Genomic DNA, 14,624 nt, shown 5'->3' with positions numbered 1-14,624 from the left:
CTTCTTGAATTACGACGCATCCCCGCCGTCGTCGTCCCGGCGAAGGCCGGGACCCATTACCCCAAATGAGACTTGTTGCGCGACGCTGGGGCCACGATCCCGTTCATGATCAAATGCGGTGGTTATGGGTCCTGGCTTTCGCCAGGACGACAGCTGTGGGCGTGGCGTGCAGCCTGCGCCTCGACGGCCTGCTTACTGCCTTCCCAGCTGCGTCGCCTTCTCCACGCGATCGAAGCGCTCCAGCGTCAGGATGGCGTCGGCGAGCTGGTCGGCGCGCTTGTCGAGCACCGGGCGAGCCAGCGTCAGGAATTTCTGCTGCATCGCCTTTGCGTCGGGGAAAGAGGTCGGCTCGCCGGAGGGATCGGCGTAGAGGCGCTCATGGGTACCGTCGTCTGTCGTGATCGAGACGCGGGCGCCGAACGGATGGGTGCGGCCGACCTCGAGCCGGTCGTCCTGCACCACGTCGAACTTGTCGGCGAGCGCGTCGATGGCCTTGTCGCCCAGCCGGTCGTAATCGTCCCAGCCGAAATGGCCCTGGTCGAGCGCGATCGCGCCGGTGAAGAACATCGAGAACTGGCCGCCGACCACCGAGGTCGGGTGGCGCTTGGTGGCGGCGTCGCCGGTCAGCGTGATGCCGTTGCGGTGCAGGCCGATCTCGACCTTCCTGATCTGGTCCGGCGTCAGATTGTGCTCGCGTCGCATCGCGATCAGCGCGTCGATCGCGGCGTGAGTGTAGCGGCAGCTCGGATACGGCTTCACGCCGATCTTCAGCGTCTCATAGGTGTGGCCCAAGTCCGCCACCGCCTTGTCCGGATGAGCGTCATCGGTATAGCCGACCAGAAGGCCGTGCTTGCCTTCGACCGACTCGCTCGAGCCGATGAAGTCGTTGCGCGCCAGGGTCGCGGCGATCACGCCGTTCATCGCGGCGGCGCCGACCTGGTAGCGCTTGTTCCAGGCGCCGTTGACCAGGAACTGCAGCGAGCCCGCGGCCTGGCTGCCGGAGACGCCGAAAGCGGAGACGATCTGCTCCTTCGACAAGCCGAACAGCTTGGCCGCCGCCGCGGCAGCGCCATAGGTGCCGGCGGTCGCGGTCGGATGGAAGCCGCGGGCGTAATGCGAGGTCGGGTCGAGCGCGTTGCCGAGCCGGCAGCACACCTCATAGCCGGCGACGATCGCGGTCAGCACGTCGCGGCCGGAGGCGCCGACCATCTCGCCGACCGCGAACGCGGCGGGCACCACCGGTGCGCTCGGATGCAGCGAGGAATCGGCATGGGTGTCGTCGAAGTCGAGCGAATGGCCGAGCGCGCCGTTGAGCAGCGCCGCGACCGCCGGGGTCCAGGTCTTGGTGTCGCCGAATACGGTGGCTTCGCCCTTGCCGTCGAGCGCCAGCGCCTCCAGCATCTTCATCAGCGACGGCGTCGATTCCGCATCGCGCCGGGCGCGGATGGTGCTGCCGAGGAAATCCAGCGTCAAAACCTTGGCGCGCTCCAGCACCTCCGGCGGAATGTCGGAATATTTCAGGTCGGCGACATAGGCGGCGAGCGTTGCGGTTTCGTGGGCCATCGTGTTTCCTCAATTTTGCGGCGCAGGGTAGGCGGGCAGGTCAGGCCTTTCAAGCCACCTTGCCGCCGCGGGCAGCTGCCATGCTCCAAATCGGTTAGCTTCAGGTCGGTTAGCTTCAAGTCATGTAACACGGGCCTTTCCTTTGATTGCGGATCACGGTGCATGAGGACCTTCGCAAAACGCATGTTCGACCAGCTCTGGGCTCGCAAGACGCAGCTGGCGCTGGCGGTCCGGATCGCGTCCGCCGGCGTGGCGGCCTATACCATCGCGCTGGCGTTCAACCTGATGCTGCCGCTCTGGGCGGTGCTGACCTCGCTGATCGTGACCCAGATGAGCGTCGGCCGCTCGCTGAAGGCCAGCCGCGACTACATGCTCGGTACCATCGGCGGCGCCGTCTATGGCGGCGCGATCGCGGTGCTGATCCCGCATTCCGGCGAGGGCAGCCTGCTGGCGCTGCTGGTGCTGGCGATCGTGCCGCTGGCCTTCATCGCCGCGCTCAATCCGAGCCTGAACTCTGCGACCGTGACGGCAGTGATCGTGCTGCTGCTGCCGACGATGCATCACTCCAACCCGCTGGATTCCGCGATCGACCGCGTCCTCGAGGTGACGGTCGGCGCGCTCACCGGGCTTTTGATCTCGTTCCTGGTGCTGCCGTCGCGCGCGGTCAGTCAGATCAGGGTCAATGCATCGAACCTGCTGGAGCTGCTGTCGGCGGCGTTCGCCGAATTGCTCGCCGGCCTGACCCGCGGCCTCGACAACGACGCGCTGCACCGGATCCAGGACGGCATCGGCACCGCGGTGAGCAATCTGCACGCGACCGGCCTTGAGGCCGAGCGCGAGCGCTCGATGCATCTGTCGTCGGGACCGGACACCGGGCCGTTGCTGCGAACCATCCAGCGGCTGCGGCACGACGTCGTGATGATCGGGCGTGCCTGTGTGGTGCCGCTGCCGGCCGATATCCAGGCGAGGCTGGCGCGGCCATTGGCCGACGTCAGCAAGGCGATCGTGACTTACATGGTGGCGGTCGCGACCGCGTTGCGCGCCGGCAGCGGCCCGGCCGACATGGTGCCGGTCGATGCCGCGCTGCATGCGTATAGCGAGGAGGTCGCCGCGGTGCGAAGGGATGGGCTGATCCGTGGCCTGCCGGTCGATGCCGCCGAGCGCTTCTATGCGCTTGGCTTCTCGCTCGACCAGATGCGGCAGAATCTCAACGACCTCAAGCGCTGCCACGGCAATTGGTGTACCAACGCCGAGGCCTCCGAGAAGATCGTCGCCGACACGCCGGAGAAGAGCGCGGCTTGAGATCGAGTAGTAGTTCAGCCTCCGGCCTTGCGCAGCATCGCGGGCACGATCAGGCGGTGGAACGGCAGGATCACCGCGAGATAGGCGCGCCCGAACCAGTTGTGGGTGAGCACCAGCGAAGTCGCGGTGATGCTGCGCACAGCTCCCGCGGAGGCGACGTCGACGACGAGCCTGAAGTCGAGATGCTTGTCGTTGAAGCCCGCGACCAGCCGCTCCGGCGTCTCACTGACCACCGGAAAGATCCCGATCATGTCGCGTGTCGCGCCGTCGGCTGCGCCCGAGGTTTTCAGGCCAAGCGGCGCGACGATGAAATTACGCAGGGCAAGCAGCCATTCGATCCAGCGCGGCTGCCGCGCCACCATCGCCTCGGCGGCGTGCCGCGCATCGAGGTCGGGGCGCGCGGTCGCGATGCGGAACGCGTCGACGAACTGCGCGCCGGCGAGCAGCGCGGCGGAATCCACGTTCGGCGTGACCTCGTCGACCCTCATTTGCCCAGTCTGCGTGCCAGCAGGCGGAAACGCAAGACAAGGAGGGTCGCATAGACCGCCGTCCCGAGCGACAGCCCGATCCAGACACCGGCGGCGTCGAGCTTCACCCAGAAGGCGAGCGCGGAGGCCGACGCGAAGCCGATCAGCCAATAGCTGATGACGGCGAACAGCAGCGGCACCTGGGTGTCGTTCATGCCGCGCAGCGCGCCCGCGGTGGTGGTCTGGATGCCGTCGGCGATGAAGAAGGTCGCCCCGATCAACAGCAGCGCCGCGGTGAGCTGCGCGGTGGTGTCGGAGGCCTCGCCGAGGAACAGCGCTGCGATCTCGAAGCGCGCCAGGATCACCGCGAGCGTCATGACGCTCATGAAGATGCCGCTGAGCGCGATCGCGACAAAGCCGGCACGCTGTACAGCGTCGGTATCGCGGCGGCCAACGGCCTGGCCGACCCGCACGGTGGCGGCCATGCTGACGCCGAACGGCACCATGAACAGGATCGCCGCGATCTGCAGCGCGATCTGGTGCGCGGCCAGCGCCGTGGTGCTGATCAGCCCCATCAGCAGTCCGGCCGCGCCGAACAGGCCGTATTCCAGCAGGAAGGCGATCGAGATCGGCGCGCCGACGGCGACCAGCTTGCCCATCAGCGGCCAGTCGATGCGCCAGACGCGGCTGAATACGTGGTACTTGCGGAACGGGCGGCGGCGCGCCGCGAACCACACGCCGGCAAGGAAGGTGCCGAGATTGACGATCGTGGTCGCAAGTCCGGCGCCGAACATGCCGAGTTCGGGCATGCCCCATTTGCCGTAGAGCAACAGGTAGACCATCAGCGCATTGGCCGGGATCGCCGCGAGCGTGATCCATAGCACCGGCTCCGGCCGGTTCACCGCGCTCATGAAGCCGCGGAGCGCGATGAACCACAGCGCCGGCAGGATGCCCCAGGCGAGACCGAACAGATATTGCTGCGCCAGATGCGCGGTGGCCTGGGTCTGGCCGAGCGCGAGCAGGATGCGCTCACCCTGGAACGGCAGCGCCATCAGCGGCAGCACCATGAAGAAGCCGGCCCACAGGCCGACGCGGAGCGCGCGCCGCATCACGCGCGGGTTGCGCGCGCCGAACGCCTGCGCGGCCAGGGGCGAGACCGCCGACATCATGCCCATGCCAATGGTGAAGCTGACGAAATACACGGTGTGCGCCAGCGCCGCGGCGGCGACGTTTTCGCTGCCGAGCCGGCCGATGAAGGCGAGATCGGTCGTCATCATCGCGATCTGCCCGAGCTGCGTCAGCGCGAGCGGCACCGCGAGCTTCAGCGTTTCCGCGAGCTCGGCCGTGAGCAGGTTGCGAGGGACGACAACGGCCGCGTTCGGCGCGGCCGGGTCGATCTTGTCGATGCAGGTCATGACGGCACGCTTAGCACGGCAAACCGGCCGGAAGGATGGCCAAGCTGCCGCAGGGAATCACGATCGCGCGGGAATCCGCTTGATCTTGGCGCCGAGGGCGTTGAGCCGCTCATCGATCCGCTCATAGCCGCGCTCGATCTGGTCGGCGTTGTTGATGGTGGAGGTGCCCTCGGCACACACCGCGGCCAGCAGCATCGCCATACCGGCCCGGATGTCGGGCGAGTTCATCGGCGCGCCGCGCAGCCGGCTGGGGCCGGCGACGATCGCGCGGTGCGGGTCGCACAGCACGATGCGGCCACCCATCGCGATCAGGTTGTCGACGAAGAACATCCGGGATTCGAACATCTTCTCGTGCATCAGGATGACGCCGTCGCACTGCGTCGCGGTGACGATCGCGATCGACATCAGGTCGGCCGGGAAGGCCGGCCAGGGCTGGTCCTCGAGCTTCGGCACATGGCCGCCGAAATCGTCCTGGATCTTCATGGTCTGGCCGGACGGGACGACGAGGTCGTCGCCCTCGACGCCGCAGACGATGCCGAGCCGCTCAAAGCCCATCCGGATCGAGCGCAGATGCTCGACGCCGGCGCGCGCGATGCGTAGCGGCGAGCGGGTCACCGCGGCGAGCCCGATCAGCGATCCGACCTCGATATGGTCGGGCTGGATCGCGAAAGTCGTGCTGCCGAGCGTTGCCGGCCCGTGCACGATGATGGTGTTGGTGCCGACGCCTTCGATCTTGGCGCCGAGCGCGATCAGGAAATTGGCGAGGTCCTGCACATGCGGCTCGGAGGCCGCGTTGCGCAGATAGGTGGTGCCGCGCGCCGCGACTGCGGCGACCAGCGCGTTCTCCGTCGCGGTGACGCTGGGCTCATCGAGGAACACGTCGGCGCCCTTCAGCCGCGTGGCGCGGAATTCCAGCCGGTGCGTCGCGGTGACGGTGGCGCCGAGCTGCTCGAAGGCCAGGAAGTGCGTGTCGAGCCGGCGGCGGCCGATCACGTCGCCGCCGGGCGGCGGCAGCGCGACCTCGCCGCAGCGGGCGAGCAGCGGGCCTGCGAGCAGGATCGAGGCGCGGATGCGCGCGCACAGCGCCGGATCGAGATCGGCGGCGCGAATCTCCTTGGCATGAATCTGCAGCGTGTTGCGCTCGGTCCATTCGGCGGTGGCGCCGACCGAGCGGCACAATTCGACCAGCGTTTCGGTGTCGCGGATGCGCGGCACGTTGGTCAGTGTGACCGGATGCTCGGTGAGCAGTGCCGCGGCGATGATCGGCAGCGCGGAGTTCTTGTTGCCCGACGGCTCGATGGTGCCCGAAAGGCGGCGGCCGCCTTCGACGATGTATTGGATCGGCGGCACGCGGAATGTCCCCTAACGCATCATTCAGACTGGGGCCATTGGAAATTCCACAACGGAATCAACGGCCGTCCGGCACCGTAACACAACTGGCGGCGCTGCTTCCACACGAAAGGTAGCGCCGCGACGGCGCCGGTCGCGCTGTGACGGAGATGTCACCCGTCAGGACGGTTGCTCGCCTCCAGGGTAATGGAAGTAGTGTGCACTGTACGATCCACGTCATTGCGAGCGGAGCGAAGCAATCCATCGCGCCGCAAGCTGAAAAATGGATTGCTTCGTCGCTTCGCTCCTCGCAATGACGGTGGTGTAATGCGCCGCAGGCCTCCTAGATGTCGATGGTGGCGCTGAGCGAATTGTCCTGGATGAACTCGCGGCGCGGCTCGACCACGTCGCCCATCAGCTTGGTGAAGATATCGTCGGCCTCGTCGACCTCCTTGATCTTCACCTGCAGCAGCGAGCGCGCCTCGGTGTCCAGCGTGGTCTCCCAGAGCTGTTCCGGGTTCATCTCGCCGAGACCTTTGTAGCGCTGCAGCGAGATGCCCTTGCGGGCGGCGTCGGTCACGGCCTCGAACAGGTCGATCGGGCCGTGGATGATCTGCTCGGCATCCTTGCGCCGCAGCTTGCCCGCGCGCACGTAGATCTCCTGCAGTTCGGTCGCGTATTCGTCGAGCTTGCGGGCGTCGGCCGAGCCGAGGAAGGCGTCGTCGATCACGGCGAATTCCCTGACCCCGCGCACGGTGCGCTCGAACTGGAACCCCTGGCCTTCCGTGAAGGTGCCGATCCAGCCGCGCTCGACCTCTTCGGCCACGGCGTCCAGCCGCTTGGCGATGTATTCGGCCGCCGAATTGGCGGTGGCGATATCGCCGGTGATCCTGGGATTGAGCACGCCCGCGATCGCGGCCTGCTCGATGACGGCGCGATTATAGCGGCTATGCAGGTTGCGCAGCACCGAGCGGATGACCCGGGCGTCTTCGACCAGCGACAGCAGGTCACGGCCCGAGCGGTCGTCGCCGGAGGCCGGCTTGAAGACGCATTCGTCGAGTCCGGTCGAGATCAGATAGTCCTCGAGGGCGCGCTCGTCCTTCAGGTATTGCTCGGACTTGCCGCGCGAGACCTTATAGAGCGGCGGCTGGGCGATATAGAGATAGCCGCCATCGATGATCGAGCGCATCTGACGATAGAAGAAGGTCAGCAGCAGCGTGCGGATATGGGCGCCGTCGACGTCGGCGTCGGTCATCACGATGATCTTGTGATAGCGCAGCTTGTCGACCGAGAAATCGTCGCTGATGCCGGTGCCGAGCGCGGTGATCAGCGTGCCGATCTGCTCGGACGACAGCATCTTGTCGGGACGGACGCGCTCGACATTGAGGATCTTGCCGCGCAGCGGCAGCACCGCCTGGAATTCACGGTTGCGGCCCTGCTTGGCGCTGCCGCCTGCCGAGTCGCCCTCGACGATGAACAGTTCGGACTTGGCCGGGTCCTTCTCCTGGCAGTCGGCGAGCTTGCCGGGCAGCGAGGAGACGCTGAGCGGATTCTTGCGGGTCAGCTCGCGCGCCTTGCGCGCGGCCTCGCGGGCCGCAGCGGCCTGGATCACCTTGCCGACGATCTCCTTGGCTTCCTTCGGATTCTCCTCGAACCAGGCGGCGAGCGCCTCGTTCAGGACGTTCTCGACCACCGGTCGAACCTCCGAGGACACCAGCTTGTCCTTGGTCTGCGACGAGAATTTCGGATCGGGCACCTTCACCGACAGCACCGCGGTGAGGCCTTCGCGGCAATCGTCGCCGGTCAGCGCGATCTTTTCCTTCTTCGCATTGGCCTCGGCATAGCCGTTGACCTGGCGCGTCAGCGCGCCGCGGAAGCCGGCCAGATGGGTGCCGCCGTCGCGCTGCGGGATGTTGTTGGTGAAGCACAGCACGTTCTCGTGGTAGCTGTCGTTCCACCATAGCGCCGCCTCGACGCCGATGCCGTTGGCTTCCGAGCGCACCATGATCGGCGCCGGCACGATCGCCTTCTTGTTGCGGTCGAGATATTTGACGAATTCCTCGACACCACCGGAATAGTGCATCTCCTCGCGCTTCTCGACCGCATGACGCATGTCGGAGAGCACGATGTTGACGCCGGAATTGAGGAAGGCGAGCTCGCGCAGCCGGTGCTCCAGCGTCGCGAAATCATATTCGATGTTCTTGAAGGTCTCGACCGAGGCGAGGAAAGTGACCTCGGTGCCGCGCTTGCCAGGGGCATCGCCGACCACCTTGAGCGGCGCCACGGCATCGCCGTGCGCGAATTCGATGTAGTGCTCCTTGTCGTCGCGCCAGATCCGCAGCGCGAGCTTGCTGGAGAGCGCGTTGACGACGGAGACGCCGACGCCGTGCAGACCGCCGGAGACCTTGTAGGAGTTCTGGTCGAATTTTCCGCCGGCGTGCAGCTGGGTCATGATGACCTCGGCTGCCGAGACGCCCTCCTCCTTGTGGATGCCGACCGGAATGCCGCGTCCGTCGTCGTACACGGTGACGGAATTGTCGGCGTTGAGGGTGACCAGGACGCGGCTGGCATGGCCCGCCAGCGCCTCGTCGATCGCGTTGTCGACGACCTCGTAGACCATGTGGTGCAGGCCGGAACCGTCGTCGGTGTCGCCGATATACATGCCGGGGCGCTTGCGGACGGCGTCGAGGCCCTTCAGCACCCGGATCGATTCCGCGCCATATTCGGCCGGAACGGGATGCTCAGATTCGGCAGGGGTCTGCCGGGCAGGTTCAGTCATGTGAGGCCTTCGAGGATATCCGAATCAGCTGCGCAATATGAGGCGCTGATTCCGCTATTTGTGCCATGAAAGAGGGGTTGCGCCTAGCGCAAAGTCTCCATCTACAAACTATTGAATAAATAGGATTTTTTAGGCCTGTTTCAAGGCTTTCAAAGGCCGATTCCGGCGGTCTCGAAAAGCCCGTTTCGAAGGCGGATTCGGGCCCCTCTCGGAGCAGATTCCGCACCCTCAGCCGCGCCGCGTCGCGCGGCCGGATTCGACGTCGAAAATCTCCCCCAGCGGGCCGATATCGACGAACGCCGCGGGATCGGCGCCGGTCATCCAGACCTGCGCGCCGAGCTTGGCGAGCTCGTCAAACAGCGCCTTGCGGCGGTTCGGATCGAGATGGGCGACGACCTCGTCGAGCAGCAGCAGCGGTACGATGCCGGTCATCTCCGCGACCATCGTGGCGTGCGCCAGCACCAGCCCGATCAAAAGCGCCTTCTGCTCGCCGGTCGAGGCGTCACGCGCCGGCATGCTTTTCGGCGCGTAGATCACCTGCAGATCGGTCAGATGCGGGCCGTCGAGCGTGCGGCCGGCGGCGGCATCGCGCGGCCGGCTCGCGCGCAGGATCTCGCGGTAGCGGTCCTCCACCGCCGTTGCGGGCTCCTGCAGCAGTGCGTTCTCCATCCAGCCGTCGAGCATGATCTCGGCGGAGGGGAAGGCCGAGGCAGCGCCGCGCTCGCGCAGCATCACGGCGAGCTTGGCGGCGGTCTGGCCCCGCGATGCGGCGACCGCGACCGCAAGCTCGGCGGTCTCGCGCTCGATCGCGTCACACCAATGGTCGTCATAGCTGCGCACCTCGAGCAGCCGGTTGCGCGAGCGCAGCGAGCGCTCCAGTGCCGAGACGCGGCTGGAATGCTCGGAATCGATCGCCAGCACCAGGCGATCGAAGAAGCGCCGCCGTTCCGAGGCGGCGCCCATGAACAGGCCGTCCATCGCCGGCGTCAGCCACACGATGCGCAGATGATCGCCGAACGCGGTTGCGGACCCCACCGGTTCGCGGTCGATGCGGCAGCGCCTTGTGTTGCCGGCGTCACCGGTCGGCGGATCGATACCGGTGCCGAGCGTCGCAAGGCCGAGCGCGCCCTCGACTTCGGCCGAGACCGCCCAGGAGCCGTCGCCCTGGTTGTCGGCGATGTCCTCCAGCGTCGCGCGGCGCAGGCCGCGGCCCGGCGACAGAAACGAGACCGCTTCCATGCAATTGGTCTTGCCGGCGCCGTTCGGCCCCACCAGCACCACCATGTCGCCGGCGACCTGCAGCGTCGCCGTCCGGTAATTGCGGAAATGCGTCAGCGACAGGCGGTGAATGCGGGACGGGGTCATCTCTCTTCCTTCCCCTCTCCCCCTGTGGGAGAGGGTGGCGTCTCACGAAGTGAGGCGACGGGTGAGGGGTATCTCACAGCTCGGCAAGCTTGGCGACAATGTCTTCCAGCACCGCCCCGGGCGTCCGCAATACGTCATTGTTCCAGTAGCGCAAGACCTGAAAGCCTTCCGCCGCAAGCGCGTCAGTCCTGGATGCATCACGCGGCGACGAAGCGTGCTGACCGCCATCGATCTCGATGGCGAGGCGCTTCTCGAAACACGCGAAGTCGAGAATGTAATTTCGAAATGGAACCTGCCTTCGAAATTTCAAGTGCGACAGGCGCCGATCGCGCAGCAGGCGCCACATCTTCGCTTCCGCGTCAGTCGGCTCCCGGCGCATCTTCTTTGCGAAGCTGCGGAGGCGTTCATCGGTCGGTCGATGGTGCGGCGTTCGCGGCACCAACCCCTCACCCGGCGCCTGCGGCGCCACCCTCTCCCACAAGGGGAGAGGGTGCAGTTGCTCGTGAAGAGAGGGTCATCACACCCGCATCGGCATCAGCACGTAGAGCGCGCCCTTGCTGTCGCGGTCCTGCACAAGGGTCGGCGAGCCGGGATCGGCGAGCTTCAGCACTGCGACCTCGCCTTCAATCTGGGCGGCGATGTCGAGCAGATAGCGCGAGTTGAAGCCGATATCGAGCGCGTCGGAGGCGTACTCGACCTCGAGCTCCTCGGTGGCGCTGCCGGAATCCGGGTTGGTGACCGAGAGCACCAGCTTGCCCGCGGACAGTGCGAGCTTCACCGCGCGGCCGCGTTCGCTGGAAATCGTCGAGACGCGGTCGACGGCGGCCTCGAAATCCTTCTTGTCGACGACGAGTTCCTTGTCGTTGTTCTGCGGAATGACGCGGCCGTAGTCCGGGAAGGTGCCGTCGATCAGCTTCGAGGTCAGCACCACATTGCCGAGCGTAAAGCGGATCTTGCCGTCCGACAGCTCGATCGAGATCTCGGCGTCGTCGCCCTCGATCAGCCGCTGCACCTCGCCGACCGTCTTGCGCGGGACGATCACGCCGGGCATGCCGGTTGCGCCCTTGGGCAGCGCGAGGTCGATCTGCGCCAGCCGGTGACCGTCGGTCGCAACGCCGCGCAGGGTCGCCGCCTTGGCGCTGCCGGCCGCGTGCAGATAGATGCCGTTGAGGTAGTAGCGGGTCTCTTCGGTCGAGATCGCGAACTGCGTGCGGTCGATCAGGCGCTTGATGTCGGACGCCGGCAGTGAGAACGAATGCGTCATGTCGCCGGCGGCAAGGCCCGGGAAGTCGCTCTCGGGCAGCGTCTGCAGCGTGAAGCGCGAGCGGCCGGCACGCACGGCCAGCACCGAGCGGTCGCCGTCGGCTTCCAGCACGATCTGCGAGCCGTCGGGCAGCTTGCGGACGATGTCGTAGAACATGTGCGCGGGCACCGTGGTCGAGCCGGCGGTTCCGGTCTCGGCGGCCAAGGTCTCCGTCACCTCGAGGTCGAGGTCGGTCGCCTTCAGCGACAATTTGGCGCCCTCGGCGCGGATCAACACGTTGCCGAGGATCGGGATGGTGTTGCGGCGCTCGACCACGCGGTGAACGTGACCCAGCGATTTCAGGAGTTGCGCGCGCTCGACGGTGACCTTCATTGCAATACCCGCCAGATCCCTCAGATGGAAAAGCCGGGCGGCCGTTCAGGGCAGCACCGCGGCATTGGAAACCCGAAAAGCCGGATCAATACCGGATTTGATCAAACCCACGGGGGGACCGCAAGGTGGCGCGGATGGGCGGCCGGTGCAAGGGATACGGGCGCGAAACGAGCCCCGTTCCCCACGTTTTGGGTCGGAAAAAAGTTTAGCCCTCCCCTTTGGCGAGGGGAGGGCTATGGAACGATCCGGCCGGATGAAGCGGCCCTATTCCTGCAGCTGGCGCTTCAGCGATTCGACTTCCTCCGACAGCGCCGTGTCCTTGGCGACCAGTGCCTCAATCTTGCGCACGGCGTGCAACACCGTGGTGTGGTCGCGGCCGCCGAAGCGCCGGCCGATCTCCGGCAGCGAGCGCAAGGTCAGCGTCTTCGCCAGATACATCGCGACCTGGCGCGGGCGCACCACATTGGCGGTGCGGCGGGACGACAGCAAGTCGGAGCGGCTGACATTGTACTGCCGGGCGACCACGCGCTGGATGTCCTCGATCTTGATCCGCTTCGGCTCCTGCGGGCGAATCAGGTCGCGCACCTCGCGCTCGGCCATCTCCAGCGTCACCGGCTGGTTGTTGAGCTTGGAGTGCGCCAGCAGGCGATTGATCGCGCCTTCAAGGTCGCGGCCGTTATGGGTGATGGTGCGCGCCAGATAGTCGAGCACTTCCTCCGGTACATCGAAGCTCGCATGGTGGGCGCGGGCGGCGGCGACGCGCGACTTCAGGATGCCGAGCCGCAGCTCCTCGCCGAGCGAGCCCATCTCGACCACGAGGCCGCCCGCAAGTCGCGAGCGCACGCGGTCGTCGAGGCTTTCCAGATCCGACGGCGGACGGTCGGCTGCGATCACAACCTGGCGGCCGGCATCGATCAGCGCGTTCAGCGTGTGGCAGAACTCGGCCTGCGTCGACTTGCCCTGCAGGAACTGCAGATCGTCGATGACCAGCACGTCGATGCCGCGCAGCGCCTCCTTGAAGGCCAGCGCCGTCTGCGTCTTCAGCGCCGCGACGAAGCCGTACATGAACTTCTCGGCGGTGAGATACAGCACCTTGCGCTCGCCGCCGGAATTGCCGGCCCAGGTCACCGCCTGCAGCAGATGCGTCTTGCCGAGGCCGACGCCGGCATGAATGTAGAGCGGGTTGAACATCACGGGATCGCCGCGGCGACCTTCCGCGACCTGGCGGGCCGCCGCATGAGCCAGCGTGTTGGACCTGCCGACGACGAAGCTGGCGAAGGTCAGGCGCGGATCGAGCGGCGAGCCGCCGAGCGCGTCGTGGCTCGCGGACACCGGCGCGGTCGCAACCGAGCGCAGTTCAGGCACGAGCCGGCCGTCAGTGCGCTCGATGCGGCGCACTTCGACGGGCGCAACCGTTTCCTTCACCGGAGCCGTCGCGCGGATCGCCGAGCGCACGGTGAGGTCGATGCGATGCACTTCGGGCATCTCGGCCTGCCAGCAGGAGAGCACGCGTTCGGCATAGTGCGCCTGGATCCAGCTCTTGAGGAACCGGGTCGGAACCGACAGGTGCACGCTCTCGTCGTGCACGCTCTCCAGATCCATCCGAGCGAACCAGCTCGTGTAGACGTCCTCGCCAACGCTCGTCCGCAAACGTCCCTTCACCCGCGACCAGCGATCCTGTTCCGTGTTCGTCATTGCCTTCGTACTTCCAAGTCTGAGAGATGATCGTTGCGAAAGCGCCGTGCAGGTTTCCTGCCGCGGCGCGACCTCTAGCGGGCGCGGTCTGCTCCGGACAAAGCTCTCCCGTGTGGCGTCCATGCGCCACCCGACAGATCAGCTGTTTGGAGAAGATGCGCCCCGCGAGGTCAGCGCGTACTCGACGGACGCTTCGGGTGGGAGCTGACGTCCGAGGGGTTGATTACGGCACCACTGGAAATTTGCGCTTCGGCTGTCGTTGGTTCGACTGCAGTGATGATACCGTAAGCCATATGACCTCCCCCTCCCGCCGCGACGTATCGCGGCAAGTTGTCAGCTTGCTCGTGTCTTCAAATTCGAACTGCTGCTACCGAACACCGAAATGCCCGGCGCTTCGCCGCCGCCGTGTCGTCGTCAACCCGTTCACTCGCTCCGCGTTCCCGCTGCCAAATTCCGACTGACGTCCTGGTCTCTCTTGTTCGATCCCCCAAATTGCCGGGGACATCGCCGGAGAAATTTTGACACAGGTCGACCGTCCTCATATCGCTATGAGCCGTCAATTCAGCTTCGCTTGGAAAGCGTCGCTAACGCACACACCGCCGCCGATTTGTGCGTCCGCCCCTGGGTCTCAAACCGCGCTGATCTGGAGAGCCGTGGGCGTCGCGAACAAGAAATAAATACACCAAGCTGATTTTCTGACAATCCGTGGATTCGACGGGGATCGAGACTCTTCGCGACTGTTGCGGCGTTGCCGATGCTGAGTTGCGAAAGCAAGTTTTTGAATCAGCGCACAGATTCACGCGTGTCACAAACGACGGTGCAATACCAAAAATTTTTCATAGAAAATTTACATTTGGTCTCGCGCCGGTCATTTTTCCAATCGCTGTTCGGCGCTATGTGCATAAGTAATTCGCGAGACGTCATTTTTCTCGATTACTTTTGCAGGGTAACCCCGCTTCGCAAGTTTCGTCCGCGAAATGCTCGCGCGCTATTCCATCTATCTAGCTTAGCGAAGAACAATCTGTGGGCGAGTGCGGCGCGTTAAGCATGTCGAGCCGGTAGAACTACGGACG

10 protein-coding genes are annotated in these 14,624 nt (G+C 65.8%); 1 reads left to right on the top strand and 9 read right to left on the bottom strand.

The window, feature by feature from the left end:
• Positions 1–192: 192 nt before the first annotated feature.
• Entirely contained in the window at positions 193–1,563 is a 1,371-nt protein-coding gene (locus tag ACVW1B_RS34270) for an MmgE/PrpD family protein (RefSeq protein ID WP_253588327.1), read from the bottom strand.
• Positions 1,564–1,725: 162 nt separating this feature from the next.
• Here ACVW1B_RS34270 and ACVW1B_RS34265 point away from each other — a divergent pair, with 162 nt between their 5' ends.
• Positions 1,726–2,865: an FUSC family protein gene (locus ACVW1B_RS34265; protein ID WP_253605888.1), complete on the top strand. Its 1,140-nt coding sequence runs from the start codon at positions 1,726–1,728 to the stop codon at positions 2,863–2,865.
• A 14-nt stretch (positions 2,866–2,879) separates the two neighbouring features.
• On the opposite strand, the gene ACVW1B_RS34260 is transcribed toward ACVW1B_RS34265, so the two are convergent.
• The 8 genes from ACVW1B_RS34260 to dnaA all read right to left on the bottom strand — a co-directional run bounded on the left by ACVW1B_RS34260 (position 2,880) and on the right by dnaA (position 13,551).
• Positions 2,880–3,353, bottom strand: a complete 474-nt coding sequence (locus ACVW1B_RS34260; RefSeq protein ID WP_310882974.1) for a DUF2867 domain-containing protein — start codon at positions 3,351–3,353, stop codon at positions 2,880–2,882.
• Positions 3,350–4,747 carry an MATE family efflux transporter gene (locus tag ACVW1B_RS34255; RefSeq protein ID WP_092080955.1) on the bottom strand — a complete coding sequence of 466 codons (1,398 nt, stop codon included), beginning with the start codon at positions 4,745–4,747 and terminating at the stop codon, positions 3,350–3,352. The genes ACVW1B_RS34260 and ACVW1B_RS34255 overlap by 4 nt, the downstream gene beginning before the upstream one ends.
• A 57-nt stretch (positions 4,748–4,804) precedes the next feature.
• Positions 4,805–6,097, bottom strand: coding sequence for a UDP-N-acetylglucosamine 1-carboxyvinyltransferase (murA, locus tag ACVW1B_RS34250; protein WP_016842674.1), 1,293 nt, complete (start codon positions 6,095–6,097; stop codon positions 4,805–4,807).
• A 322-nt stretch (positions 6,098–6,419) separates the two neighbouring features.
• Positions 6,420–8,855: a DNA topoisomerase (ATP-hydrolyzing) subunit B gene (gene gyrB / locus ACVW1B_RS34245; RefSeq protein ID WP_018269243.1), complete on the bottom strand. Its 2,436-nt coding sequence runs from the start codon at positions 8,853–8,855 to the stop codon at positions 6,420–6,422.
• A gap of 228 nt (positions 8,856–9,083) precedes the next feature.
• A complete protein-coding gene (gene recF, locus ACVW1B_RS34240; RefSeq protein WP_456822761.1) occupies positions 9,084–10,220 on the bottom strand; it encodes a DNA replication/repair protein RecF in 1,137 nt (378 codons plus the stop codon).
• A 73-nt stretch (positions 10,221–10,293) separates the two neighbouring features.
• The gene (locus ACVW1B_RS34235) at positions 10,294–10,659 is read right to left on the bottom strand and encodes an endonuclease domain-containing protein (protein WP_076824746.1); all 366 of its coding nucleotides are present in this window, start codon (positions 10,657–10,659) and stop codon (positions 10,294–10,296) included.
• A gap of 78 nt (positions 10,660–10,737) precedes the next feature.
• A complete protein-coding gene (gene dnaN / locus ACVW1B_RS34230) occupies positions 10,738–11,856 on the bottom strand; it encodes a DNA polymerase III subunit beta (protein ID WP_074126563.1) in 1,119 nt (372 codons plus the stop codon).
• A gap of 264 nt (positions 11,857–12,120) precedes the next feature.
• Entirely contained in the window at positions 12,121–13,551 is a 1,431-nt protein-coding gene (gene dnaA, locus ACVW1B_RS34225; RefSeq protein WP_057015334.1) for a chromosomal replication initiator protein DnaA, read from the bottom strand.
• Positions 13,552–14,624 lie beyond the last annotated feature (1,073 nt).

The organism is Bradyrhizobium sp. USDA 4502 (genome assembly GCF_054063355.1).
The sequence above is the reverse complement of the archived record's forward strand: the minus strand, read 5'-3'. Positions and strand labels throughout refer to the sequence as shown.

Excerpts from the sequence above, each read along its gene's own strand:
- ACVW1B_RS34260 (WP_310882974.1), bottom strand. The coding sequence starts at position 3,353 with ATGAGGGTCGACGAGGTCACGCCGAACGTGGATTCCGCCGCGCTGCTC.
- ACVW1B_RS34255 (WP_092080955.1), bottom strand. The coding sequence starts at position 4,747 with ATGACCTGCATCGACAAGATCGACCCGGCCGCGCCGAACGCGGCCGTT.
- ACVW1B_RS34265 (WP_253605888.1), top strand. The coding sequence starts at position 1,726 with ATGAGGACCTTCGCAAAACGCATGTTCGACCAGCTCTGGGCTCGCAAG.
- gyrB (WP_018269243.1), bottom strand. The coding sequence starts at position 8,855 with ATGACTGAACCTGCCCGGCAGACCCCTGCCGAATCTGAGCATCCCGTT.
- dnaN (WP_074126563.1), bottom strand. The coding sequence starts at position 11,856 with ATGAAGGTCACCGTCGAGCGCGCGCAACTCCTGAAATCGCTGGGTCAC.
- recF (WP_456822761.1), bottom strand. The coding sequence starts at position 10,220 with ATGACCCCGTCCCGCATTCACCGCCTGTCGCTGACGCATTTCCGCAAT.
- dnaA (WP_057015334.1), bottom strand. The coding sequence starts at position 13,551 with ATGACGAACACGGAACAGGATCGCTGGTCGCGGGTGAAGGGACGTTTG.
- ACVW1B_RS34270 (WP_253588327.1), bottom strand. The coding sequence starts at position 1,563 with ATGGCCCACGAAACCGCAACGCTCGCCGCCTATGTCGCCGACCTGAAA.